Genomic DNA, 24,076 nt, shown 5'->3' with positions numbered 1-24,076 from the left:
ATGAGAAAAAACTCATATAAGGGCCTTTTTACAAGGACAAAATACCTTCGGGGCATCTTGTGAATAGGCTACAACATAAAAAATGAAGAGCGAGTGAGGTAGAAGAATTCTTATCTTTACATTGAGCAGAGGAGTGAATCTTCTCAGATGGAAACAATTGCGCATTATCTAATGGAAGATGTGAAAATCAATCAGCGCTTTATATACAATCAAATGGTTTATCAGGGGCTGTACCGCTCTATTGTAATCGGTCCCTTTCAGAGGAAGCAGGACACGGATTTCCCATTGGATTCTTTTTATAATATAAATGAGATTCCGGATCTAACTGCCTTTTTTAAAGAACAGAAGGTAGCCGCCATTCATGTACATCATGGCAAGCATGCCGTTGATGTCTTTCCGCTTGCCATGCAGCATAACCTTCCTTTTATAGTCAGCATCCGAGGTTCTGACGGTTCAGCACAAAGCGAAGCGCTGTATAATAGAAATTTTTCGCGTTACCGTTCAATTGTCAATCATGACAGTCTATTCGTGCCTGTTTGTGAATATCTTGGAAATGAGCTTCTGAAGCTTGGGGTTCCAAGCTGCAAAATAAATGTTCTTTATGGAGGAATTGACCTGGATGTGTTTCCATTTCAAGAACGCCATAAACCTGCTGATGGGGAGTTTGTCATCATTTCAGTCGGCAGACTAGTTCAAAAAAAGGGGCATGACACACTGATACGAGCTTTTAAGTCGGTCCATGAAACATATCCGAATATTAAGCTTAAAATCATTGGAGGCGGCAAGGAGAGAGCTAATCTCGAAGCGCTGATCAGGGAACTGCATATAACGGATGCTGTGTTTTTATTAGGGAAAATGAGCTTGTTTGATATAGCAGAAGAACTGAAAAAAGCGCACCTTTTTTGTTTGCCGAGTGAAATAGCCCAAAACGGAGATGTGGAAGGCATTCCAAATGCTATTAAAGAAGCGATGGCGATTGGTCTCCCCGTGATATCAACCAGGCATGCAGGAATACCTGAGCTGATTTCTCATCTTCGCACAGGCTATTTAATTGAAGAAAGAAATGTTCAGCAGCTCTCGGACGGAATTGAATCATTCCTCCTTTCACAAGAAACATGGAGTGACTATACCCGTGCTGCAAGACATATAATTGAAGAACGATTCGACTTGAAAAAACAGCTGATCAAGCAGCATGAGATGTATGATAAATTTCTTAAGAAGAATTGTAAATAAACGCAGAATGAAATCTGCGTTTTCTTTCTGCTGCAATTAAGAAAAGCTCAAGTGCCTTGATCAGCGCAGACATGGCGGATCCGTTCTGTCTGAGGGGTTAAGCGCTCGAGCTTGACACGAGTGCGGCAATACTTTCTTATCCAATAAAAAAACACTTGACTAGGTGCCAAAGTATTTGCTGTTTGCATCCATGATAAGCTGAGGAAGCTCATGCAATCCCTCTCTTTTTAAAAAGGCAAGCAGCTTCTCTTTTTCCTGTTTCGTGACATTCCAATCAGACGGGATTTCTGCAAGAATCGCCCGAATGTCCTCTTGCTTTACATTGCTCATTTTTTCACTGAAATCATAAAGCAAAAGGGGATCCATAATAAGCGAACTTGCCCATTGGTATACAGGCATTTTAACGCGGTAAACAGGTTCTTGAGAAAGTGTTTCTTCATTCCATTTATACATGCCAGGAAAACATCTGCCATGATCAATCATCCAGAAGAAATAGGTTCCGTTTTCTTTTTCTTCAAACAGTATATTTGTCCGGCTGCGGTCATTATTGTTCACCCACTGATCAAACACGAGCATTCCCGCCAGGTCTTTCATATTTACCAGGTTTTCTTTTTGCGGAGGCATTGCAAGCTCTGCATAGGATTTTACATTTTTCAGAAATGGAAAAGCCAGATGGTTACCTGGCTTATATGAAGAATAGCGGTATGGAGGTATATCTGCCAGAGAGTCTTCAGGCATATGAACAACTTTAATTGGCAAACTCGGCAAATCAAGAAGATGGGCAAGTTTTGCTGTAAGCCATTCATTTACTATTTCCCGTTTGCGGTAGTGCCGCACCATATGAAATTTAACCACATAATGATTCCCATCGCTGAGTAAAAACAGCTGGGCATAATTTCCTTCCAATGTTTTTAAGTATTGGACTGGCATGATCTCTTTATCTGACAAGAATCCATCCCCCCTCATACTGGAAAGAGCTGTTATATACAGCCCTTTATTCATCCTCTCCTTCAACAGTATCTTCACTAAGCGGAAGCTCAAGGCCAGTAATTTCATCTAATTTGAAAGAGGCGAGTTCTCCTCCATTTTCATAAAAACGGTCGATGATAAAAGCCGCTGTTTCATCAGCTGAATTGTATGATTTGAAGGCGGCTTCATAATGAATTTTTTCCCCGAGATGAACATTTACTTCATCCCCCTCTGTTAATCCGGCCAATTTTTGTTTTATATCATTTGATTCTTCAAAGTTAAAAAAGATTACTTTTCTCATAATATCCTCCTTCGATGCTTCATTTACTAAACAGTATATGTAACACCTCCCCAGAAAGTATGGATATTTAACCAGAAAACGCGAACTTCAGTCATATAAACACCCTGACCTTTCATAAAATGTATCATTATTCATTGCAGAGAAGGAGAAATATATGATTGGATGGATCGATTTTATCTTACTGTTTTTAGCGAGCTTCAGACTTACCAGATTGCTTGTTTATGATAAAATAACAGCTTTTATCAGAAGGCCATTTCATAAGGAAGCAGAAGAGGTTTTGCCTGATGGAAGCACACTTTCCTATATTGAAATAAAGGGAGAAGGGCTGCAGAAGTGGATCGGTGAATTGCTCAGCTGTTACTGGTGCACGGGTATTTGGACTTCTGCCTTTCTGTATATTATTTTCGTTAACATGCCGGACCTCGCATCTCCGCTGATACTCATTCTGGCGATCGCAGGCTGTGCAGCGATTCTTGAATCTATCATTGAAAAATTAATCTTCTAAAAAAAGAGTCTATGCCGCTAGACTCTTTTTTGTATTCTTTGCACATAATCCCTGGGCTGGGCTAAAAAAGAGCATTTTTTCTGTCGGATTCTTATCTGTCTTCCTGCGCTAAACGGGCGGCTCCGCTTTTCTTGGTGTCTAGCTCCACCGCCCAGCTCCTCGGCCAGAACGGCTCCGCCAGTAAAGGCAAAAAGCGCCTTTTCTGTCGGATTCTTATCTGTCTTCCTGCGCTAAACGGGCGGTTCCGCTTTTCTTTATTGAATCGAGATTTTGTTTAACGAGGGCACTCCCCTCTGCAGTTCTTTGGTGTAAACAAAGCCATTTACGGTTATGGGACGGCTGTCTGGTTTTTGGGAAGGATATCTCAAAACTTGAGAAAACTAGATTATCATTTGGTTTAATTGGTGCATCGCTTATAGGCTGGAGCCAGTATTGATTGTCGCTGCGGATTCGCTCACGCCAATTTTCATGGACGTGTTTCCAATGATTATTTGCAGCATCTTCGTAAATTTTTGTATCATCCATTTTTCGCTGCAGGATGATTTTTCCGCTTAATGATCCAAAGAGAAGCGGTGTAATTTGAATACAGATAATCGGCTGATGCAAAGGCTGATTGCCGGTGTTTTTTATGATGAAGTCTCCAAATAAAGTCAAGTTGTCATTCTCTTCCTGAGGAAGGAGAATGGAAGTCTGAAAGTGGGCGCTTGCTTGCACAACCGGTTCTATGACAGCAGGTTTTGCCTGATCTTCCTGCATCAGTATTTTTTTGCGCAGATCAGCTGTCCGTTTTTTTTCTTCCTCAAGAGCGACTTCTAGTGTAAGCACTTTTTTCTCAAGCTTAAACACCTCTTTTTCAAACTGATCGGTGTGGGTGTGGAGTGCTTCGTTCAGTTTTTCCTGCAAATACTGATTCCGAATGAGCTCTTTCTTTACTTGATTTTCTGCGTCATTGACAAGCTGCTGCATACGGCTTAGTTCAGAACGGTAATGCAGAATTTGCTGCTGCAGCTGAAGAGAGCGCTCACCGGAATTGGGCTTTTCTTGCTTTTTCATTTTTGCCGCTCCTTTCTGAACTCCCTAAAGCATATGTATGAAGGAAAGCATCAAATCATTTCTTGGTACCTGCATTGAAACAAAAAAAATAAGAGGCTGTATTTGATAACAGCCATCTTAGTTCAATTAGTGTACTGGAAAGACTTCAGGGCATTGCGGCGGGAATTTCCTGTTGTCGCAAACATTGATTGCTTCTGTTAACTCTTCACGCGGTTTGCAGATTTTAGCTTCCACTTCTAGTTTCACGTCAGCTTCCATTTGGATATCTAAGCAGAATGAAATGGATACATCAAGTTGTGAGAACACGTCTGTGCAAACTAAAGTTGCATCGCACTCAAAGAAGTTAACATGGCAATCAAGTTCAGTTCCATCTGGAGCACAAAGGATGAATGTTTGAGCTGTAGCAAACGGAATTGGTTCTGATTCACAGAGAACCATGTCATTTGCATCTAAGAGTTCAACTGTTACAAAGCCTTTAACAAGTACTTTTACTTTTTGCAAAGTAACTTCGTCCCCGTTCGGAAGGTTTACTGTTACATCTTGACGTTTGTCAAGCGGTGAAATCTCCATGCAGAGAAATGACTTGCTTTTCTCGTTTGGATCAATGCGATCACCGTCTTTATCACTTAGGAAGCAGTTTACTGTAACGTCTCTTGTTTGCCCCTTTTTCTGTAAGAACTTGCAAATATCTTCTGCTTTGTCTTCGCATTCAAATATTTTATCTAAATCATCGTTGTTCACACTGATTAGAGGCAGATCTACTGGACGTGTAACCCAGTCGAAAACTTTACGCGTCTTAATACAAACTTTTTCTTTTCTAGATTGACTCACTGTTGTTTTCCTCCTATCTTAATTTCTCCCGTCCAATTTAATGAACAGATACATTAGGTGTCGGGACTAATGTATAGTATGTTTTTTCCCAATTTGTGTGCCGTGATAAGAGCGGAATTTTAGGTGATTGTCAGTTTCCTGCATAAAACCTGTGAAGGCTGAATCTCATAGTAGTAAGGGAATAATTTAATATATGGATGGGAGAGAGGATTGTGACAAATCAACAGACAGAAAACGTAAAAGCTCTAAAAGCGCGGATCTCTTACTTGCAAAGAGAACTTTCACATACGCGGGCACAGCTGGTGGATTATGAGGAGGATGGGTCTTACAATGAACTGCTCAGAGAAAATAAAGAACTAAAGGAAAAACTCAATCATCTTGAAGGCGAAAATCTCGTTCTATTTGAATTGCTTACAAAAAATAAAGATGCTGAAGAAAAAACAGATTCTGCGCAGGAAGATAAATTTTACGATTCATGGTTTATCAGGAACCTGAAAAATCAAGCTTCAAAAGATGATGATAAACCGAAAGAATAACATACTCTTAAATAAATGGCCGGCCGGGGGTCTCGGCTTTTAATATTAGTACTTTCGCTGAAGTCAAAGAGATGGTTGATGACATAGATTATAAGCAAGAAACGTAAGGGAGGATTATCATGCTATATAAAAAAGCAGCAAAAGCGTCGAAATCAAATTCAGCCATCATATACGGCTCTTCCCACTATAATCATCAGCCTTCTGGCAGCATGAAGAAAACAGGCTGCGGCTGCGGCAAGAAAAAGATGATTGTCAGAGATTAAATAAAAGATAAAAGTCCTCTGTATTTTACAGAGGATTTTTATTTTCTGGAATAAATCTTGAGCACTCTGCAGGCAAGCGGCTTTAAACCAAAAGCAAATTCCTTAAATCCTGAATAGGTTAATAGATGAGGTGAGGAATTTGGGAAAGATTAGCGGGAAATTCGAAAAGTTTCTTGATGGGATGTATGGCAGCCATGATGAGAACCAGGTAATGCATTCAAAATGGATGAACCAGAAGGAAAAGGATCTTCGAGATCTTGAAAAATCTGCAGGCTGCTTTGAAAAACGCATGGAACAGATGGCAAATGAAGCAGAGAGATGGATGACAGCTCAGGAAAAGCACCTAAAATCTTAAATATCCGCACTTGACCTACTCAATTTGTCCAACCAAAACGGCATCACTGTCATATGCTGTATAGACGAAAGATAGAAGGAGGTGGCTAAGAATGGGTTACGGATACTATGGCGGCTGTGGCTACGGCGGCGGTTACCAAGGCGGAGGATACCACGGTTCAACATTCGTTTTAATCGTAGTGTTGTTCATCTTATTGATCATCGTAGGTGCTTCTTTCTTTTAAGCATTTCTGAACGTGATAAAAAAAAGGAAGTACGGGCATTATTGTCCGTACTTTCCTATTTTAAAAAAGATAAGCACATCAGATACAGAGCTTCATAGGATATATCATCGTAAAGGAGGCAACAAACATGGATAATCAATTCTTTAAAAATCTTGAAAAGAAAACAGGCGTCAATATGAAGGAAGTACTGGATCTTGCAAACTCCCTTCAAAATGCCAACTTCAAAGATGAACAAACCGTCCGCAGCGTCATTCGCCGCGTCTCTCAAATTGCTAATAAACCTGTTAATAAAGAAATGGAAGACAAAATTGTAAACAGCATTGTGAATGGAAAAGAGAAGCTGGACTTTGGAACAATTTCTAAGATGATTAATAAGAAATAAGAAATAAGAAATAAGAAAACGGCCTCTCCAAATCTGGAGAGGCCGTTCCTGAGAGGTTTGGCTGAAAGATTAATGAGTTCCGCTGATTACCTCAAACTCTAAACCATCAATCCTCTGATAAAGCGTGACGGAATCGCTTTCCGTCCCCGTCTGTATTGAGGAACAGAAACAGACAGAGAAGATTTAGCACGTGTCATGGCGACATACATTAAACGGCGTTCTTCTTCGATTGGCTTTTCATCCCCTTTTCGGAAGGAGTCCAGGGCGAAATCATGCGGAAGGCTTCCGTCTACTGCACCTAAAATATAGACATGTTCATACTCTAACCCCTTCGCCCGGTGCACCGTCATCAACTGAACGGCATGGGGTTCCCGCTTTTGTTTCCATTCTTTCGATTTGGCTGTCATATGCTCGACATGCGCAAGAAGTTCCGCGACCGTACCAAATTTATTGGCAAGCACTCTTAAATCTTTCAGATCGTCAGAGCCTTTTTCAATGGCGTTCCCTTCATTGCCTCTTTTTTTCAAAAAGTCAGAGAACCCCATATCTTTTTCAATCATATCAATGGCAGCTGTCGGCTTTAATGCTTTCAATTTTGCAAACATAGGGACAATCCGCTTGATTTTTGCCTTTTGAAAAGGCTGAAGGGAATCTAGTTTGGTCAGCGCTTCAACAAATGTGCAATCGTGTGTGATGGAAAAAGCCTTTAAGTCGATCAGGGCACTCTGTTTTATGAACAGGGCGCTCATCACATGGACGATGGCTGCAGAATCATCAGGGTTCATACCAAGCCTTAAGTAAGCAAGCAGCCCCTTAACCATTCTCCTTTCGTAAAAAGAAAGGCCTTCCTGTTCAATCGTAAAAGGAATGCTAGATTGAGCGAGCCGCTCGAAAATGGCACGGCCTGCCGTATGGGTCCGGTACAGGACGGCAAACTCATCCGGTTTTGCTCCGTTTTCAAGCTTTTCCTTCATGTCATTCACAACTAGCGTGGCTTCCTCTTCTTCATCATGAGGAAAAAAGAAGAGCGGAGGTGCCTCATTTTGATATTGTGCGTTCATGGCTTTTTGGTGGCGCTGTTTATTTTTAGAAATAACCGAATTAGCGCTTGAAACGATTTCATGGCTTGACCGGTAATTTTCTGCAAGTGTCACAATTTTCGCGTCAGGAAAATCACTTTTGAAATTCAGAATAAAAGAAGGATCACTGCCCCTGAATGCATAAATAGATTGATCATCATCACCGACAACACAAAGCTGATTTGTGTGAGATGACAGCATTTTTAACAGCTCGTACTGAACGGGATTAATGTCCTGGAACTCATCCACGAGAAAATAACGGAATCGGTTATGATATTGGGCCAGAAGTTCAGGATTTTCTGCTAAAAGCTCGTAGCATTTGATCAGCATATCATCAAAATCGAACTGATGCTGAGCGCTCTTCATTTCTTCATATTTTTCATATAGAAATAAGGCCTGTTCTTCCCATTCTGTTTCAGGCTTAATGCCGCGGTTAGAGAGAAACGTATTTTTCCAAAAGCTGATCTGCTGCAGAGCCTGATCATATGGAAACTCTTTTTCACTTAGGCCAAGCTCGCGTCCGGCGGATTTTATGTACTGCTCTTTCTGCCAGTCCCATTTAATTAAGTGCTGACCATTCCATCTTTCGGGATCACTGTGCATCAAGATTTTGTAAAAAATGCTGTGGAAGGTACCGCAAACCAGCCTGCCTGATGAAGGCGATGTGGCATATTCATTCAAACGGTGTTTCATTTCCTGTGCTGCCTTTGAAGTGAAGGTGACAAGCATAATGGAGCCTGGGTTTATTTGCTGTTCCTCCATCATGTAAAGAGCGCGTGTAGTTAAAACACGGGTTTTGCCGCTCCCGGCGCCAGCGAGAACAAGAAGCGGACCGTCAATAGTAGTAACAGCTTCAAGCTGTGTATCATCAAGCTTTACTTCCAGAATGCTTTTTGCAGCCGTTTTTTCTTTTGCACGCAAGGGAGTTTGTCCGAGTTTTGCAAGCTGGTAAGGCTTCCAGGCAGTTTCTTTTATAGGCTGATCCCCGCCTATGGCTCTTTGGGCAGGCATGCGGAAACCGTTTGTTTCTTTATAAACGATTTCTTTTGAGGCAGCAGCCTGCTGAATCGTTTCGCTGTATTGTTCACATTGCTCATGTATCGCATGATCAGCATGATAAAAATAAGGTTTTTGTTTGATGCCCAAGTATAGCTTTAATGGCTGATTACAGCATGCGCATGTCACTTTTCCATGAAGGCTTGCTTCATAGATCTGCTGAAAACGTTCTCTGGCCAAGTAAGGGAGCTGTATAAATTCATCTTTAAATTTTCCGCAAATCAACGAAAGTCCTCCCATAATTTCACAGTAAAATGCGTACCTTTATGAATAAAGACACAAACTCTATCTTATCAAAAGGAAGCAAAACAAAAAAGGGGAAGGAACATTCGTTTTAGAGCACGAAATAATGGGAATAGATTCTGACAGGGGTGATGAAGATGAGTTACGTAGCACCAATTATTTTAGATCAATATGTGCAGTACACCAATCGGATGGTCAGGCACAAGCAAGATTATGCAGAATTATCAAGTGTCGCGCGAATTGACCTTAACACCAGATCGAGGGAGGAAGAGAAGAAATTTGACCATATGCTGGATCAGGCAAAACGGACAAAGCGGGCAAGGGAGGTTTATTTGAAAACATTGACAGGGAATGGACGTCTATTTAACGAATCGATTTGAAAAGACTTAGTCAAAAGAGGTATGTTATGAAATGCATCAGGGTGCCGTCAATATCGGCTATGTCATGAGCGGCAATTATGGCATGCTTATTGACGCTGGACTAGATCCTCAAACAGCAAAAAAAGTCTGCAGGCAATTAACAGCCCAAGGCTTTCCATTAAGCCATTTATTTATCACTCATGCTCACGCCGACCATTACGGCGGCGCTGCATATATTCAGGAAAATCATCCAGTTCATACATTCGCTTCAAAAGAGGAGGCAGCCATATTAACCAATCCGATATTAGAACCGCTTTATTTATTTCAAGGCAACAAGCCACTGCCTGAGCTGCGGGACAAATTTCTGGAAGGGGCACCTATTATCATTGATGAAGAGGTAACGGAAGGAAAGCACCAATTTGGCGATGTCTTATTTGAATGCATGGCATTCCCCGGTCACAGTCTTATGCAGCTTGGCGTGATGGCGGACGGCATATTATTTGCTTCGGACGCCTATTTTGGTGCAGAACAGATAAAAAAACATAAGATTCCTTACATAATAGATGCCGAAGATACACTTAAATCCTTAGAAAAACTTTTAACCATCGAATGTCTCGGAGCGGTGCCGGGTCATGGGAATTATGAGGAAGCCTTTCAAGAAACGGTCAAGCTAAATATAGAATATCATCATCACGTTCTTTTCGTCCTTTTGGACATCCTCTCAAGCAGTCCTCATACTTACGAACAAGTCATCCAAAAAATGTGCCGTCATTTTGGCGTTAATCCTTCATCCCTTTCATCATGGATGCTGTTTAGAACTGCAATCATGGCATACGCGACGAAGCTGATAAAAGATCAAAAAGCTGAAATGGTGATCGAGGATGCCATCCTTTATTTAAAAAGTTAATTCATTTTTTGAAGGTAAAGTCCTTCTCCTTCAAGCCATTCAGCGTATAAGACCTCTTTGTAGGTCTTTATATTTTGTTTCTTGAGCTCTTCCTGCAGCCATTCTTCTGAAAATCCTGCTTCCTGTACATTATCAAGCAGGACTTCTCCATCAAGAATCATTGAAAAAGGCATAATTGCCTTTTTTTCTTGCGTCATGCTAAAATCACTTCGCGTCGGCATTTCAAATTTGGGTTTTTTTAAGATGTTTACTGTCCCATCTGTTTCCAGAACAGCAAAAGCTACTTCACTCAATGAAAATGCGCCTCTTGCTCTTACCAGGTGCTGAAGCTGATTGAGATCAAGCTTGCTTGCTTTTAAACTCTCACGAAGAATTCTGCCCTGATGAATAATAATAGTGGGTCTTCCTTCTAAAAAGGCTCTCGTGTTCTTCCATTTTTGCGTAATAATTTCAAGAAGATAAATAAGAGATCCCCATACTGAGATAGCGAACAGTATTTTAAGTATGCCGATATCGTCGTCAAATACGGCATTTCCTACAAGCTCCCCAAGTACTAGAGCAGAAATGAAGTCAAATGTAGTAATTTGTGTAATTTGGGTTTTACCTAAAATTCTTGTTAAAAAAAATAAGCCGAAAAAACCAACGATTAAATCAAGACCTGTATGTAAAAACTCCATAGCGTCACCTTGTCTCGTATTAGATGAAGTTAGCATGTGCAGGTTTGGCTGTTTTTATTGAAAAATAAAAGGGGAGATTGAAATCCTAAAGCAACGGCCTATAATGATGTTACTGAAGTCTAATAAGAAAAAAATCCTGGAAAGAATGACAATCTGTCTGCATCCTGAAAAGCATAATCTAAATTGATTTATTATCTATATAGGCTGAAAAAATAGAAAAAAGCAGCTGAGAGCTGCTTTTTAAGCTTTTATTTCTTTTACCATCGTAACATGCGGAATGCCTGCATCTAAAAATGTTTCTTTTGAAATGGTGTTATAGCCAAGCTTCTCATAGAAAGGCTCTGCATGTGTTTGTGCATTCAGCTTTAGCGTCTGCATTTCTTTTGAAGCAGCAATCTCTTCAAGTTTTTCCATGATGATTTTGCCTGCGCCTTTAGAACGGTAATCAGGAAGCACGCAAATTCGTTCAATTTTGCCGATTCCGTTCAGGATGCGAAAACGTCCTGCACCAACTGGCATGTCGCCGTCATATAAAACAACGTGAGAAGCTTCTCTTTCAAACTGATCGATTTCTTCTTCTTCAGGCACATGCTGTTCTTCTACAAATACTTTTGTTCGGACATCATAGGCGTCCTGCAATTCTTCATCTGACTTTACAATTCTTGCGATCACTTACAGACCTTCCTTTCCAAGAAGAAATGTCTCATAAACCGTCCATGATCCATTTTCCAGCTGATAGAGGAGATGGAAGCGGTCAACCGTTTCTTCATGCTGAAAATCTGTCATTTTCAGGCGGCCAAGCACATCTGAATGCTCATCATCAGACAGATTTTGACCAATTGTAATATGAGGAACAAAAGCATATTCAGGCTCAATATTTGAAAAATATTCGCCATGCAGCGCATCATACAGATTCAAGATTTCTTCTGTCGGTTCAACTTTAAGATAAATGACGTTGTTTACTGGAGAAAAGGAACTGAATTTTTTGATTGAGAGTGAGAGCGGCTGCATTCTTTGTGCAATCTGACGCAGCTCTCTTGAAATGTCCCTTACCTGCTCATCTGTCGATTCAAATGGCTGCTTAAGCGTCAAATGAGGCGGAATCAAAGCATAGTTTGGGTCATAGCGCTTGCGGTAAGAGTTAGCTGAATCCTGAAGTTTTTTTGATGGAAAAATGACAATACCGTACTTCATAAGTGTTCCCTCCCATATATAAATATGTATTCATAGTATATCAAAAATTAAGGTTTGAAGCATATGAGACAATTAGAACATTGTTTTTAAAATCTTTTTCAAAGACGGCTGCCAGAACGTCCATTTGTGGTCGCCTTCAAATTCTTCATAGACGGATGGAATTCCTTTAGCGGAAATGGCCTCGTGCAGTTCCCTGTTTGGGGTAATGAAGTCCTGCACTGCGCCGTCAGTCGTTTTGACTTCTGTTTCTTTCGTGCCAATTTGATGATAGACAGATAATAAAGCTGGGGAAGAAAAATCCTTCACCATTTGCAGAACAGCTTCATCTGAATAAGGTGATTGCATCATTACTTTTCCAAACGTATTCGGATAAGTGAGAGCGGTCATAAAGGATACAGTTCCAGCCAGCGAATCTCCGATTAGAGCTCGCCCGGCTCCCATTTGATAGGTTGGAAACTCCTTGTCCAGATAGGGAACAACTTCATGAGCCAAAAAACGAATATAGGCTTTTTGCTTCGGCCCTTCCGGATGATATTTATCACGGCGGTCATGCACATCACGATACGGAATGCCTACAATAATCACATTTTCGATTTCTTTTTCACTTAAGAGCTCCTCTGTCTGCCTTGGGATGCGCCCGAGTCTGAAGTAATCCTGACCGTCCTGTGCAATGATCAGGCTGTACTTATATAGAGGCGAATAATTCTTCGGCAAATAAATCAGGAGCGTTACTTCTTCTTCTAATTCTTTTGAATAAAGCAGCGTCTCTTTTACAATTCCTGCTTTCGCTGTCATCACAAATACCTCCAAAGATGTTGGACGCTGTCACATCCATTATTAAAAACGCTTCCATTCATTTTAGCATGAATTGTGACAAAATTCTTGCTTCATGCACGATTGATTTTTGCTGATACGTCTGACATGAATCGCCGAGCCTCATCCGCCCGTATCGCCACCTTTCACTTATAGGATAAATATACCATGGAGATATGTAAAAAAAATACAGTTCATTCGAACACTTTTTGACAGATATAAACCCATCATAATTCCTTTATTCAATACATATTCCTTATATGAAGACAAGCCTGATAAAGGGAGGGAATGCCTGAAAATGAGGAAATCAATTCATGTCACAGCAGGTATCTATGCAGCTGTCTCAATTACTTTCTGGGGAATTTCCTTTGTATCAACAAAAGCTGTTTTAGTTCAGCTGGAACCTTTAACATTGCTTGTTTTGCGTTTTGGTATAGCATCTCTCTTTTTATTCCTCCTTCTTTTCCTCCTTCGTCAGCCTTTAAAAATAAAAAAGTATTATCTCCCTGAGGTTTTTATACTTGCCGTACTCGGCATCTTTGTCCATCAAGTCATTCAGGCTGCAGCACTGCAGTCCATTCAGGCATCGCAAGCAGGATGGATCATCTCTTTTTCCCCGATATTCACAGCTGTTCTGGCATCTCTATTTTTGAAAGAAACGTTTACGCTTTTTAAAGCAGCGGGCATGACAATTGCTGTACTTGGCGTTCTCTTGATTACATCTTATGGACAAGGCGGGTCATTCACCTTTCATGCAAATGCGGGATACGCACTGATGATCTTAAGTACATTAAATTGGGCGGTTTATTCCATTCTTATAAAAAAATTAAAAATCCCTTATCCTGCATTAACCATTACTTTTTATACAAGCTTTTTTGGTTTTATGATGACAATTCCATTCTTTATAAGAAATAACGGCTGGGTTCAGATGAGTGTACTGACTCAGGAAAACTGGACTCATTTGCTGTTTCTCGGAATCTTTGTCTCGGCAGTCGCTTACTGGTTTTGGGGAAAAGCCCTGGAGGTCATGGAGGCAACTAAAGTGTCATCCTTTCTTTACTTTGAACCGCTTGCAACTGTTATTGCGGCAGTCATCTTGCTGAATGAACCTTTTTTATTAATGAGCGGGGCAGGCGGTTTGTTGATTATTGCCGGTGTAATGATTGTAAATCGTAAATATTCATAAAAAATCCCTTGCAAATTATTTGATAATGAGATAAGGTTATAAAAACAATTCAAAAAGTTCATACTATTTATTCTTATCCAGAGAGATGGAGGGTTCTGGCCCTGTGAAATCTCAGCAACCGGAAAAGAACAGAGAATGTTCCTGTTCGAACCAAGGTGCTAAATCCAGCAAGCGCAGGTAATAAGCTTGGGAGATAAGGAGAAGCAATCATTCGATATCAACGTCTTCTTCTTAAATGAGGGAGACGTTTTTTATTTTGAAAAAACTATGGGACGGTGTTGGAAATGTCAGAACGCATTGAAACAATCTTAGCTCAAATTGGAAATCGAAGTGAAAACGTAACGGGAACAGTGAATCCGCCCGTCTATTTTTCTACAGCATACAGGCACAATGGAATTGGGGAATCAACTGGATTTGACTACATCCGCACTGGAAATCCTACTCGGACGATCCTTGAAAAAGCCATTGCAGAGCTTGAGCATGGAGATCAGGGATATGCCTTCAGTTCAGGAATGGCTGCGATTCAGACATTGATGGCATTGTTTAAAAGCGGAGACGAGCTCATTGTATCCTCAGATTTGTACGGGGGAACCTACCGTTTATTCGAACGGGAATGGAGAAAATACGGACTTGTTTTTCATTACGCTGATTTTAAAGACGAAGACTGTACGCAGCAGCTGATCAATGAACGCACAAAGGCCATTTTTCTGGAAACCCCGACAAATCCTTTGATGCAGGAAACAGAGGTCAGCAAGATTGCAAAAATTACCCGCGAAAACCATTTGCTGCTGATTGTCGACAACACGTTCTACACGCCGATCCTGCAAACGCCGATTTTAGATGGAGCGGACATCGTTATACATAGTGCCACCAAATATTTGGGCGGACACAATGATGTGCTTGCCGGTTTGGTTGTTGCTAAGGGAACAGAGCTTTGTGAAGAGCTTGCACAACATCACAACGCAATCGGGGGGGTGCTTTCTCCTTTTGATTCCTGGCTCTTGATCCGCGGTATGAAAACCCTTGCCCTGCGAATGAACCAGCATGAGAAAAATGCCGGCCAGCTTGCAGCATTTCTTGAAAATCAAACAGAAGTGACAGACGTGCTTTATCCTGGCAAAGGCGGAATGCTTTCGTTCAGGCTGGAGAAGGAAGAATGGGTGAACCCATTTCTGAAAGCCTTAAAGACGATCACATTTGCAGAAAGCCTAGGCGGAGTGGAAAGCTTTATCACATACCCAGCGACGCAGACTCATATGGATATTCCTGAAGAGATTCGCGCGGCAAATGGCGTGTGCAACAGGCTATTGCGCTTTTCTGTCGGAATTGAATACGCAGGAGATTTGGAACTGGACTTAACACAGGCATTTGAACTGATGAAGGAGGCGGAGAAAGTTGAGCAACGATGATTGGAAATTCGAGACGAAGCTTCTTCACAATCGTCAAAAGGTGCAAAAAGAAAATGGAGCGGTAAGCGTGCCGATCCATCATTCCTCTACTTTTCACCAATTTGATTTTGATGACTACGGAAAATTTGATTACAGCAGATCGGGGAACCCGACACGCGAGGCATTAGAAGAAACGATTGCCGAACTAGAAGGAGGCACAAAAGGATTTGCCTTTGCTTCTGGAATGGCGGCCATTTCAACCTGTTTCTTGCTCCTTTCTAAAGGAGACCACGTTTTAATTACTGAAGACGTATACGGCGGAACGTACCGGATCATCACAGATGTATTGAGCAGATTCGGCATTGAATACAGCTTTGTCGACATGACCGATTTGCATGAAGTGGCGTCACACATCAAGCCAAATACAAAAGTAATCTATGTTGAGACACCGTCAAATCCGCTTTTGAAAATTACCGATATCCAGGGCATTACGAAACTTGCAAAAGCAAATAACTGTTTAACATTTTTAGACAATACGTTTTTAACACCTGTTCTGCAGCGCCCGCTCGAGCTGGGAGTCGATATCGTGCTTCACAGCGCAACCAAGTTTTTGGCCGGACACAGTGATGTCCTTGCAGGACTCGCGGCTGTAAAAGACGCAGAACTTGCTGCACAGGTTGGAAAACTGCAAAATGCGTTCGGTGCGGTCCTTGGCGTGCAGGACAGCTGGCTTGTGCTCCGCGGAATTAAAACACTGAACGTCAGACTTCAACAATCATCAGCATCTGCGCGGAAGCTGGCAGAGTACTTGTCCAAGCATAAAGCTGTCCGTCACGTTTATTATCCAGGATTAACGTTCCATCCCGGCCATTCAATTCAGCGTTACCAGGCGGACGGACCAGGTGCCGTGCTATCATTCACATTAGCCGATGAAGACGCTGTCCGCACCCTTGTTAAAAATGTCGAGCTCCCTGTATTCGCTGTAAGCCTCGGCGCAGTAGAATCTATTCTTTCCTATCCGGCCAGAATGTCTCACGCCGCTATGCCAAAAGAAGAGCGGGAGCGCCGCGGGATCTCGGACGGTTTATTGCGCATGAGCGTAGGCCTTGAGGATGCAGACGACTTGATCAAAGATTTTGAGCAGGCCTTGGCGAAGCTGCCTGCACATGCTAATAATAAGTTGAGAGCTTGATTAGTTTAGGACGATTCCTTTGTGGGGAGTCGTTTTTTTTTTCGTGTAGATTTGGAAACTTTCGCAAGACAACTACGAAATGGATGGTCAAAATTCCTCCAAATTGGACGGTTATTACATCTGTTCTTAATTGTATAATACGGTAGAGTTTATAAGTAATGCAGATAAGCTGAGAAGTTACCCTGAGCAGATAATGAGGTGCAAACCATGGAGCTTGCAATAGGTTTAGTGATAATTATTGGAATGGTTTCACTTATTTCCACTTTATTAATAGCCGGAAAAGGCGATAAAGATTACAGGAACGCAGTAAAACGAAATACGGCCAATCTAACTTGGATTTACGTTATTGTTATTTTAATTTCTCTTATTGCAGTAGGAGTATATGTATCATGGTTTATCTAATTTAAATCATTTCAATAACCTAATGGTGTAATTTTATGTTCCAGGTTTTATAAAAGCACAGTTTTTAAAGTAAGGAGATGAAAAATATGACTTGGGCAGTTTTGCTTTCGTTAATTCTAATGAGTGCTGTTAAAATAGTAATGACCTGTATACCAACATTTGGTGCTGAATGGCTTATCAGCAAATTTGAGATTCATTCAAAACTTAGTGACTCAAATTCTACACTAACCATTAATGGGAATTTATTGGAAGGTGAAGACAAAATTCAGGTTATTAATTATTTTAACGAAGCTGCATTTTTTAAAAAATATTATATATTTCCAGGGAGCGAGAAATTATTTTTACATCCAGAGAACTGCGGGACTCCAATAGTCATTGAGACTAAAAGAGGAAAAAAGGATGTTAGGTTATTTGTATACAGTTACAAAGATCACGTTTATGTAGTAAAACAGTACAAAAAGAAAATAGCCGCCTACAGTCTTCTTTCTGATAGCCTCCAAAAACGTTCTAATTCAGTAACAGAGGAAATCGTTTAACAACTGGACAATCCTTCTGCCAAAAAGAGTTTAAATAACTCCCCTCAAGCATTCATGCCTAAAATACAGGTACCCGCCTGCCTCCCAAAACTGCATCCAAACCTTCAGCCATAAAAACAGAAAATACATTCTCTGGCTTCGGAGAATCATGCTATTATTTTTGAGAAAGGTGTGAGATGCAGTGGGGTGTTTAGGTTTTTTGTTTAGACTCTTTTTTCTTTTGGGTGCGTCTTTTTTTGTTTTGATTACAGGAGTGCTTGCCATTTTTAAGTTTATTGCGATTCCTTTTGATGGGACCTTCGGTGAATTCCTGCAGATTTTCTTGATCTGGTTTGTAGGGAGCTACTTTGTTGGGTGGTTCATTGAGGAAAAAATGAGGAATGATGATGTTGAGACCGGCAGTTTTTTTATGGATGCATTGTTGTGGTTTAATGTTTTAAATTATAAAATGATCAATCGGATTTTCAGACGAAGACATAACCGGGATAGCAGTCGTTAAGTTTGACTATTTTAAAAAAATAAGCTATCTTTCTATACATATGCTGATCGGAAAACCGAAGGCCCTTAACATCCACTTGTTAGGGGTCTTTTCTATTTGGAGGGATTTGTTCATGAACTATAGTTATCTATCACATTTAAGCTGCCCGAAATGCGGGGCGGAGTATTCAGCAGAAACGATTCAGCAGCTTTGCGTGTGCGGATCGCCTTTGCTGGTAAACTATCATTTGGATCAAATTAAATCTGTTTTGACGAAAGAAGAGGTAAGTCATCGAGAGAACAGTCTTTGGAAATATCATGAGCTGCTTCCGGTAGAAAATCCGGACAATATTGTTTCGATGGGAGAGGGCATGACACCGCTGCTTAAGATGGATAGAATCGGAAGCGAACTAGGGATTCAACATCTTCTTATGAAAGATGAAGGTCTCATTCCAACCGGTTCTTTTAAAGCGAGAGGAGCTGCTGTCGGTATTTCGAAAGCGAAAGAACTCGGTGTGAAAACTTTTGCGATGCCGACAAACGGGAATGCGGGTGCAGCGTGGTCACTCTATGCAGCAAGAGCGGGAATTGAGCCGTTTATTTTCATGCCGCTTGATGCGCCTCTTATTACTAGAAAAGAAACAGCAATATCCGGTGCGAACTTGCATTTAATAGATGGATTGATCAGTGATGCCGGAAAAGTTGTAGCGCAGCTTGTAAGTGATGAGGGTTTTTACGATGCTTCTACTCTAAAAGAGCCATACCGCATTGAAGGGAAAAAGACGATGGGGTATGAAATCGCGGAACAGCTGAACTGGAGTGTGCCTGATGTTATCCTGTACCCGACTGGCGGGGGTGTGGGCATAATCGGAATCTACAAAGCACTTCTTGAATTGCAGGAGCTTGGCTGGATCAGCAAGGACAAGCTTCCCCGTCTTGTTGCTGTTCAGGCTGAGGGCTGCGCACCCATTGTGAAAGCTTTTGATGAAGGCAAAACGGAATCAGAGTTCTGGGAAAACTCACAGACGGATGCATTTGGCATTAATGTTCCTAAAGCGATAGGTGATTTTCTGGTTCTTCAGGGAATTTATGATACGAATGGCTGTGCCATTGCTGTTACTGAAAAAGAGATTCATGCGGAGCAGTCACATGTTGCTGAATTAGAAGGCTGTTTTATTTGTCCGGAGGGGGCGGCGACTTTTGCGGCGGCACGTCTTTTAAGAGAAAGAAACTGGATTAAAGAAGATGAGACAGTGGTCTGTCTGAATACAGGGCAGGGAATCAAATATCCGGAAACTGTTCATGAAGAAGCACCTCTGCTCCGAAAAGGTGAAATGCTGAAACTATAAGCTTCTACTAGCCATGGCCGAAACATATAATTTACCAATGTACAGCATGTCTTGTACATAATCGGCCGTGGAGGTGCTATATGTTAATTGAGCTAAGTGCTGTCGGAGCTGCTTTAGCGTTTATTTGTCTTGTCGGGTACTTGATTCAAACGCTCAGAAGGGGAATGATTACACTCGAAGAGACTAATGAGACGCTAGTTGAGGTAAGAAAGGCTGTTCATGATTTGTCTGGTGAGGCTGAGGATCTGATTCACTCTGCCAATCAAATTACAGTCGATGTGAAAAGCAAAATGAAATCAGTCGAACCTTTGCTTGAATCTGCTCAGGATATGGGCGAGGTCATCCACAGTGTAACGAATACGGTAAAACAGGCGGCAACTGGGTATGGATATGGACTTCCGCCGGTGAAAAATAATCCGGAACCTACCCGTGAAGTGAAAATTAAGCTGAAATAAAGAAAATCCCTTTTGGTATATTAAAAGTCTGAATTATTTACTTATGGTTTAATTTTAGGGGAAGTGTTTAAAATGTTACACTTTTTTCTTTATTGCGGAAATGAGTTAGATATTTGAAATAAATAGATTCCATAAAACAATTGGCATTTTTTCAGAGCCGATTTAGCATAGAGATAAAAAGGTTAATAAACGATAATAACCAAAACCCCTTGGGAGTGAAGTGAACCCAAAAAGTAAAAAGGCAGATAAATCCTATGTTTATATCATTAAAAATAGAAGATTAGAAAAAAGAAAGATACAACTAGGATTGAAGGTAGATAACCAACAAGAAGTTAGTTAAGGGTTAGAACAAGGTGAGAGAATTGTCAGCAACCATCAAAAGATTTAAAGAATAATATGGAGATTTTCATGCCAATTAACCATCTTTATCTGAAGGAAGAAACGATGAAAACCTTTACAACCGAACAAACAATTCGTTTAGTATTAAAAGGGTTCGTTCATTAAGGGAGACAAAAGCATCTATACTTACGCTTTATAAATTTAGATATTGAAGAAGTGAGACTTTTTAGTTTGATTCAAACAGGCTACACTCCCAGAGGACCTAAATGTTTATTAGGTCCCTATTTCTATTTAATAATCAAGTGATGCTGGTTGATACAGATGTTAACAAGGCAAAAATACCAACTGAAGTCATTTAAAACCTTTCCCATCGTTGGAAAACATCTGTAAAGACACTATAGAAACCCTGATACTGACCAAGAAAGTAACTCCTGAATTATATCTATACATTTGATAAAAAAGGTTTTGATTTAAATTGCTATTAAAAAGATGAAATAAATAAAAATGATTAATATGATAACTTATAAAGAAAAAAACCTCCATATAATTGAAGGTTTTGTCTTATTGATTTTTTGTTAATTCTTGACATATGAGTAGATCGGTTCTTCCAAAGTTAAAATCGATGGGACACTTTTAGGATGAGCCTGTTTCAATAACCCCATTCCGTAGCCAGCTAATCCGACCATTAATCCTATGGTTTCTGTTCCTCTGGATACTCCATTTTTCCAACCGCGATATTCTATGTCCCTAAATACTTGGCTTGCAACAGATTGGGAAAGGAAATCGAGTTCCTTCCTATTTAATATGTCTGCTGCAATTTTTAGAATCTCAATTTGTCCAAAATCGCCGTGGCATAATGATCGGTTATTTCCAAATCCAAGGCGAATAGTCGTCTTAAGTGCTATTTCAATCTCATGATCTAAGAATTCATCCTCATATTTTGCTTTTTTCAGCATTAGTCTGCTTAGTAGGATTCCCGGTGCTCCATGACACCAAGCGACAGTCACTTTATCACGATTCGGTGTCAGCCAGTTCTCATGCTCAGCAGAATAGTATTGACGTTCGAATAAAAGACCTCGATGTATTGCTTCCTTTAGATTGCCATTACGGGTAATAAGATAAAGTTCACTGAGCACGGCGACTATTCCAGCTGCCCCATGTGAAAATCCTGTAAGTGGCATATCTTCCCAAGGTGCTTTCCATCCCAACCCTTCCTTAATCGGATATGAATGGCTGATAAGGTGGTCACCGCATCTAATAGCTGCGTTTAGAAAGAGGGGTTCCTTCGTATTATAGTAAAGGCCTAACATTATTTTTAACGCACCTGCTGCACCGCCTATGAAATCATAGATTTTATCTTCCTTAATCATATCAGTAAATGCAGGGATACAGGAGAGGATCTCTTGTTTTAGTGAGTTATCATTCCAAAGGGACGCCAAGTGACTAGCTGTATACAAATATCCACTAGTTCCACTAAAAGCACCGACACTCCAAGCAGGATTATCCCTGAAACTCTTCATTGATTTCCTAAGAGGCACAAGTGCTTTTTTGGCAGTTTCTTTAAAATCCTGTCTGCCTGTCAGTTCTCCTAGGTATCCGAAATAAAGGGATATACCTGAAAGACCGTTATAGAGGTCTTCGCCTATAGGGGACACATCCCAAATAATCTCACTGTTTCCTTCTAATACCGTGCTGATCCAACAAATATCTTCTTCCCCGTCATTTATTCCTTTAATGGAACTTCCCTGAAGGTATTCACCGATTTCTTCTGACATTTTAAGAAAATCTTCGCATTTTACTAGGTTTTGCGAATTATTTGTATCTGTGTTTATGGGAATGACATCGGCTTCATGCTGTGCATTATTGGCTAACATCGACATATGTATCGTCTTTATTTGCTGAGCACAGTCTTCCTCGCACAAATCATTAAGTTTTTGAACAACGATGTCATAGGAAGACCTTTCAAAGAAATTGAGGTTGCATGTTCCCCTGGAATCCCATAGGTGCCTGGATTCTGGATTAGTCATAAAATAAGGAATATCCCCACCCAACAAATCCTTTACTTCGGAATCAACAAGCTTTTTCAATTGTGGCTGCAGATCAGTATCCACCCATAGACGATGCAATAAAAACTCACGGTCTAAACCGTATCGTAATAAATCAGGATGAAAGCTGCTTCGAAGAAGCGCACTATAGCGAGAGGTTGCTCTTAAGATTGAACGAACATGCACACCCTTAAATGCTTGGAGCTCCTTCTTAAAGGATTCTTTATTATTAAGTATTATTGAATATACCTGTTTGAAGCCTTTAATGATTTCATCTAAATACTGAGTTATCTCTATGTTTTCGCCATTTAGGGTGGGCCTATTTTTTTCTGCTTTCAAGACTGTATAATCCTTTATGATCCTCATTGAATCTGTATTACGCTCTGCAATCTGATTCACCTTGAATGGGGTGGTTTGCTCACTAGCTTGACTTAGCCCCCCAACATTAACCCCTTTTTTATTAGGATTTTCCCTGTAATAGATATTTGAAGGAAGCATCCCGGTAGAGAGAACAGACCTTTCCAGAAGGTTTATTGCATTGTTAAATGCAGTTTTTGTTTCATCTGTACGTGGATATGTCTGGTGTAAAATGGATTCCAGGTCAATAAGAACGGGGTTTGGTCCATGAGCAATGATATTCTCAAAATGAAAATCGACTGAGTTAAGGATATAGAGAAGAGCAAGCTGGTTTCCAACTTGTGTAAAAAAAGTCGTGAGTTCACCATTGCTGCTGCAGGGTTTATATTGAATGAATTCAGAATATCCGTAGGTTTTCCTATCGATTATCTTCGTGACATAAAGGGGTTCTTTTTCTGATTGAATATGATTAATCCAATTCAGCACATTCATATACTTGAGATCTACTTGCAGTGACCTTGGTTTATAGACGATTGTCACAGCGTTTTCAAATTCAAGTATTGCAACTCCCTGACCTTTATTGTGGGCATCTCCGGCATTTAAATTTAGTTTTACCAGCTGCCCAATTTCCTTGCCATCATGAAACATAGACTGTAAAAGCTGTTTATCTGTTTCAACTCTTTCAAAGATGTCCGTTATATATACCGTCCAGTTTTCAATTGTCTGCACAATCGAGCGTATTAAAACTGGATATTCATTTGCAAGGGTATTACGATACTCCTCGGAATTCAATATGGTTTGGACAAAATAGTCAAAGCGCTCCTCAGATGTTTCCCCATACAACTGCCCGGATTCCCTTGCAATATTCAACTCTAGTATTAACATTCTATAGCTCAATTGATTAATCTTCTTTACCAAATCCGTAAGTACCTCATTAATAACGTTTTCATTAGGAAGTTTAATAGATAAGGTATCTAAATGATGGAGAAGCTTATTCCATCCTAATTTTATGTATGGTTCGATAAAGGGATGATAAGGGATGTCGATGGTGCTGATTGCTTGTTGGTAAATTTTTAAATGTAAAGGTGTTTCGTTATGTAAAGAAATGAATTGATCTGCCCAATCAATGTATTGGTGTCCGGCAGCATTGGGTTCGGACGGGGAAGTTAACTGGAGTACTTCTTTTTTGGTCCTGCTCATTACAAAACCAATGCATTCCTGAAAATGCTGTTCGTTTCCTCCCATCAGCTTCTTCCAATAATTCATTCTAGATGGGACTATCTCTTTGTTCAAATAGTCTTTAGTAAGTCTAATTTCATCCATGTATAAGGCATTATTCCAACTAAGCTTCAAGTTTTATCGCTCCTTTTA

Annotated in this window: 27 protein-coding genes and 1 riboswitch; of the genes, 17 read left to right on the top strand and 10 right to left on the bottom strand. The window is 40.5% G+C overall.

Annotated elements, in window-relative coordinates; genetic code table 11:
• Positions 1–147: 147 nt before the first annotated feature.
• Complete coding sequence (locus QFZ72_RS23090) at positions 148–1,233, top strand: glycosyltransferase (RefSeq protein ID WP_307438157.1); 1,086 nt, start codon at positions 148–150, stop codon at positions 1,231–1,233.
• Between the two features lie 159 nt (positions 1,234–1,392).
• Here the strand turns inward: QFZ72_RS23090 and QFZ72_RS23085 are convergent, their stop codons facing one another.
• Both QFZ72_RS23085 and QFZ72_RS23080 read right to left on the bottom strand, forming a co-directional pair.
• Positions 1,393–2,181: a HipA family kinase gene (locus QFZ72_RS23085; protein WP_307438156.1), complete on the bottom strand. Its 789-nt coding sequence runs from the start codon at positions 2,179–2,181 to the stop codon at positions 1,393–1,395.
• Between the two features lie 46 nt (positions 2,182–2,227).
• Positions 2,228–2,503 (bottom strand): hypothetical protein, encoded by a 276-nt coding sequence (locus QFZ72_RS23080; protein ID WP_307438154.1) that lies wholly within the window; start codon positions 2,501–2,503, stop codon positions 2,228–2,230.
• A gap of 154 nt (positions 2,504–2,657) precedes the next feature.
• Between QFZ72_RS23080 and QFZ72_RS23075 the strand changes: the two genes are divergently transcribed.
• Entirely contained in the window at positions 2,658–3,008 is a 351-nt protein-coding gene (locus QFZ72_RS23075; protein ID WP_307438152.1) for a DUF1360 domain-containing protein, read from the top strand.
• A gap of 213 nt (positions 3,009–3,221) precedes the next feature.
• Here the strand turns inward: QFZ72_RS23075 and QFZ72_RS23070 are convergent, their stop codons facing one another.
• Positions 3,222–4,061 (bottom strand): hypothetical protein, encoded by an 840-nt coding sequence (locus QFZ72_RS23070; RefSeq protein WP_307438150.1) that lies wholly within the window; start codon positions 4,059–4,061, stop codon positions 3,222–3,224.
• Positions 4,062–4,187: 126 nt separating this feature from the next.
• Positions 4,188–4,892, bottom strand: coding sequence for a BMQ_0737 family morphogenetic spore coat protein (locus QFZ72_RS23065; protein ID WP_307438149.1), 705 nt, complete (start codon positions 4,890–4,892; stop codon positions 4,188–4,190).
• Between the two features lie 212 nt (positions 4,893–5,104).
• Between QFZ72_RS23065 and QFZ72_RS23060 the strand changes: the two genes are divergently transcribed.
• The 5 genes from QFZ72_RS23060 (at position 5,105) to spoVIF (ending at position 6,651) form a co-directional block, all read left to right on the top strand.
• On the top strand, positions 5,105–5,428 hold the full coding sequence (locus QFZ72_RS23060; RefSeq protein ID WP_307438147.1) for a hypothetical protein: 324 nt from the start codon (positions 5,105–5,107) through the stop codon (positions 5,426–5,428).
• 119 nt (positions 5,429–5,547) lie between these two features.
• On the top strand, positions 5,548–5,691 hold the full coding sequence (locus QFZ72_RS23055; RefSeq protein WP_307438146.1) for a hypothetical protein: 144 nt from the start codon (positions 5,548–5,550) through the stop codon (positions 5,689–5,691).
• A 139-nt stretch (positions 5,692–5,830) separates the two neighbouring features.
• The gene (locus tag QFZ72_RS23050) at positions 5,831–6,046 is read left to right on the top strand and encodes a hypothetical protein (protein WP_307438145.1); all 216 of its coding nucleotides are present in this window, start codon (positions 5,831–5,833) and stop codon (positions 6,044–6,046) included.
• 91 nt (positions 6,047–6,137) lie between these two features.
• Entirely contained in the window at positions 6,138–6,269 is a 132-nt protein-coding gene (locus QFZ72_RS23045) for a YjcZ family sporulation protein (RefSeq protein WP_307438143.1), read from the top strand.
• A 127-nt stretch (positions 6,270–6,396) separates the two neighbouring features.
• Positions 6,397–6,651 carry a sporulation-specific transcription regulator SpoVIF gene (spoVIF, locus tag QFZ72_RS23040; protein WP_307438141.1) on the top strand — a complete coding sequence of 85 codons (255 nt, stop codon included), beginning with the start codon at positions 6,397–6,399 and terminating at the stop codon, positions 6,649–6,651.
• A gap of 98 nt (positions 6,652–6,749) precedes the next feature.
• Here spoVIF and QFZ72_RS23035 read toward each other — a convergent pair whose 3' ends face one another.
• On the bottom strand, positions 6,750–9,011 hold the full coding sequence (locus QFZ72_RS23035; protein WP_307438139.1) for an ATP-dependent helicase: 2,262 nt from the start codon (positions 9,009–9,011) through the stop codon (positions 6,750–6,752).
• Positions 9,012–9,166: 155 nt separating this feature from the next.
• Between QFZ72_RS23035 and QFZ72_RS23030 the strand changes: the two genes are divergently transcribed.
• Together QFZ72_RS23030 and QFZ72_RS23025 are read left to right on the top strand one after the other, a co-directional pair.
• Positions 9,167–9,409 carry a hypothetical protein gene (locus tag QFZ72_RS23030; RefSeq protein ID WP_307438137.1) on the top strand — a complete coding sequence of 81 codons (243 nt, stop codon included), beginning with the start codon at positions 9,167–9,169 and terminating at the stop codon, positions 9,407–9,409.
• A 31-nt stretch (positions 9,410–9,440) separates the two neighbouring features.
• A complete protein-coding gene (locus QFZ72_RS23025) occupies positions 9,441–10,295 on the top strand; it encodes an MBL fold metallo-hydrolase (RefSeq protein ID WP_307438135.1) in 855 nt (284 codons plus the stop codon).
• On the opposite strand, the gene QFZ72_RS23020 is transcribed toward QFZ72_RS23025, so the two are convergent.
• The 4 genes from QFZ72_RS23020 to QFZ72_RS23005 all read right to left on the bottom strand — a co-directional run bounded on the left by QFZ72_RS23020 (position 10,292) and on the right by QFZ72_RS23005 (position 12,961).
• The gene (locus QFZ72_RS23020; protein WP_307438134.1) at positions 10,292–10,972 is read right to left on the bottom strand and encodes a DUF421 domain-containing protein; all 681 of its coding nucleotides are present in this window, start codon (positions 10,970–10,972) and stop codon (positions 10,292–10,294) included. The genes QFZ72_RS23025 and QFZ72_RS23020 overlap by 4 nt on opposite strands.
• A gap of 240 nt (positions 10,973–11,212) precedes the next feature.
• Positions 11,213–11,644 carry a GNAT family N-acetyltransferase gene (locus QFZ72_RS23015; RefSeq protein ID WP_307438132.1) on the bottom strand — a complete coding sequence of 144 codons (432 nt, stop codon included), beginning with the start codon at positions 11,642–11,644 and terminating at the stop codon, positions 11,213–11,215.
• Positions 11,645–12,166 carry a YjcG family protein gene (locus QFZ72_RS23010; protein WP_307438131.1) on the bottom strand — a complete coding sequence of 174 codons (522 nt, stop codon included), beginning with the start codon at positions 12,164–12,166 and terminating at the stop codon, positions 11,645–11,647.
• A 72-nt stretch (positions 12,167–12,238) separates the two neighbouring features.
• Positions 12,239–12,961 carry an alpha/beta hydrolase gene (locus QFZ72_RS23005; RefSeq protein ID WP_307438129.1) on the bottom strand — a complete coding sequence of 241 codons (723 nt, stop codon included), beginning with the start codon at positions 12,959–12,961 and terminating at the stop codon, positions 12,239–12,241.
• Between the two features lie 316 nt (positions 12,962–13,277).
• Here QFZ72_RS23005 and QFZ72_RS23000 point away from each other — a divergent pair, with 316 nt between their 5' ends.
• The 8 genes from QFZ72_RS23000 (at position 13,278) to QFZ72_RS22965 (ending at position 19,964) form a co-directional block, all read left to right on the top strand.
• Positions 13,278–14,165 (top strand): DMT family transporter, encoded by an 888-nt coding sequence (locus QFZ72_RS23000; protein ID WP_307438128.1) that lies wholly within the window; start codon positions 13,278–13,280, stop codon positions 14,163–14,165.
• Positions 14,166–14,235: 70 nt separating this feature from the next.
• A riboswitch (SAM riboswitch) is annotated at positions 14,236–14,365 on the top strand.
• A gap of 84 nt (positions 14,366–14,449) precedes the next feature.
• Positions 14,450–15,574, top strand: coding sequence for a methionine biosynthesis PLP-dependent protein (locus tag QFZ72_RS22995; protein WP_307438125.1), 1,125 nt, complete (start codon positions 14,450–14,452; stop codon positions 15,572–15,574).
• Positions 15,561–16,745, top strand: a complete 1,185-nt coding sequence (gene metC / locus QFZ72_RS22990) for a cystathionine beta-lyase (protein WP_307438124.1) — start codon at positions 15,561–15,563, stop codon at positions 16,743–16,745. The genes QFZ72_RS22995 and metC overlap by 14 nt, the downstream gene beginning before the upstream one ends.
• A gap of 207 nt (positions 16,746–16,952) precedes the next feature.
• A complete protein-coding gene (locus tag QFZ72_RS22985; protein ID WP_307438122.1) occupies positions 16,953–17,147 on the top strand; it encodes a hypothetical protein in 195 nt (64 codons plus the stop codon).
• A gap of 86 nt (positions 17,148–17,233) precedes the next feature.
• Positions 17,234–17,683 carry a YfmQ family protein gene (locus tag QFZ72_RS22980; protein ID WP_307438120.1) on the top strand — a complete coding sequence of 150 codons (450 nt, stop codon included), beginning with the start codon at positions 17,234–17,236 and terminating at the stop codon, positions 17,681–17,683.
• Positions 17,684–17,882: 199 nt separating this feature from the next.
• The gene (locus QFZ72_RS22975) at positions 17,883–18,182 is read left to right on the top strand and encodes a hypothetical protein (RefSeq protein ID WP_307438118.1); all 300 of its coding nucleotides are present in this window, start codon (positions 17,883–17,885) and stop codon (positions 18,180–18,182) included.
• A gap of 112 nt (positions 18,183–18,294) precedes the next feature.
• Positions 18,295–19,509, top strand: coding sequence for a threonine synthase (locus QFZ72_RS22970; protein ID WP_307438117.1), 1,215 nt, complete (start codon positions 18,295–18,297; stop codon positions 19,507–19,509).
• Between the two features lie 80 nt (positions 19,510–19,589).
• Positions 19,590–19,964: a DUF948 domain-containing protein gene (locus tag QFZ72_RS22965; protein WP_307438113.1), complete on the top strand. Its 375-nt coding sequence runs from the start codon at positions 19,590–19,592 to the stop codon at positions 19,962–19,964.
• 914 nt (positions 19,965–20,878) lie between these two features.
• Here QFZ72_RS22965 and QFZ72_RS22960 read toward each other — a convergent pair.
• On the bottom strand, positions 20,879–24,058 hold the full coding sequence (locus QFZ72_RS22960) for a type 2 lanthipeptide synthetase LanM family protein (protein WP_307438111.1): 3,180 nt from the start codon (positions 24,056–24,058) through the stop codon (positions 20,879–20,881).
• Positions 24,059–24,076 lie beyond the last annotated feature (18 nt).

Origin of the sequence: Bacillus sp. V2I10, from assembly GCF_030817055.1 — a bacterium.
GTDB lineage: Bacteria > Bacillota > Bacilli > Bacillales > Bacillaceae > Bacillus_P.
This window is presented reverse-complemented; position numbering and strand designations above follow the sequence as displayed.

Bases quoted from the DNA above. Each gene is read 5' to 3' on its own strand.
- QFZ72_RS23090 (WP_307438157.1), top strand. From the start codon at position 148: ATGGAAACAATTGCGCATTATCTAATGGAAGATGTGAAAATCAATCAG.
- QFZ72_RS23080 (WP_307438154.1), bottom strand. From the start codon at position 2,503: ATGAGAAAAGTAATCTTTTTTAACTTTGAAGAATCAAATGATATAAAA.
- QFZ72_RS23075 (WP_307438152.1), top strand. From the start codon at position 2,658: ATGATTGGATGGATCGATTTTATCTTACTGTTTTTAGCGAGCTTCAGA.
- QFZ72_RS23070 (WP_307438150.1), bottom strand. From the start codon at position 4,061: ATGAAAAAGCAAGAAAAGCCCAATTCCGGTGAGCGCTCTCTTCAGCTG.
- QFZ72_RS23055 (WP_307438146.1), top strand. From the start codon at position 5,548: ATGCTATATAAAAAAGCAGCAAAAGCGTCGAAATCAAATTCAGCCATC.
- QFZ72_RS23045 (WP_307438143.1), top strand. From the start codon at position 6,138: ATGGGTTACGGATACTATGGCGGCTGTGGCTACGGCGGCGGTTACCAA.
- spoVIF (WP_307438141.1), top strand. From the start codon at position 6,397: ATGGATAATCAATTCTTTAAAAATCTTGAAAAGAAAACAGGCGTCAAT.
- QFZ72_RS23030 (WP_307438137.1), top strand. From the start codon at position 9,167: ATGAGTTACGTAGCACCAATTATTTTAGATCAATATGTGCAGTACACC.
- QFZ72_RS23025 (WP_307438135.1), top strand. From the start codon at position 9,441: ATGCATCAGGGTGCCGTCAATATCGGCTATGTCATGAGCGGCAATTAT.
- QFZ72_RS23020 (WP_307438134.1), bottom strand. From the start codon at position 10,972: ATGGAGTTTTTACATACAGGTCTTGATTTAATCGTTGGTTTTTTCGGC.
- QFZ72_RS23010 (WP_307438131.1), bottom strand. From the start codon at position 12,166: ATGAAGTACGGTATTGTCATTTTTCCATCAAAAAAACTTCAGGATTCA.
- QFZ72_RS23005 (WP_307438129.1), bottom strand. From the start codon at position 12,961: ATGACAGCGAAAGCAGGAATTGTAAAAGAGACGCTGCTTTATTCAAAA.
- QFZ72_RS23000 (WP_307438128.1), top strand. From the start codon at position 13,278: ATGAGGAAATCAATTCATGTCACAGCAGGTATCTATGCAGCTGTCTCA.
- QFZ72_RS22995 (WP_307438125.1), top strand. From the start codon at position 14,450: ATGTCAGAACGCATTGAAACAATCTTAGCTCAAATTGGAAATCGAAGT.
- QFZ72_RS22985 (WP_307438122.1), top strand. From the start codon at position 16,953: ATGGAGCTTGCAATAGGTTTAGTGATAATTATTGGAATGGTTTCACTT.
- QFZ72_RS22980 (WP_307438120.1), top strand. From the start codon at position 17,234: ATGACTTGGGCAGTTTTGCTTTCGTTAATTCTAATGAGTGCTGTTAAA.
- QFZ72_RS22970 (WP_307438117.1), top strand. From the start codon at position 18,295: ATGAACTATAGTTATCTATCACATTTAAGCTGCCCGAAATGCGGGGCG.
- QFZ72_RS22965 (WP_307438113.1), top strand. From the start codon at position 19,590: ATGTTAATTGAGCTAAGTGCTGTCGGAGCTGCTTTAGCGTTTATTTGT.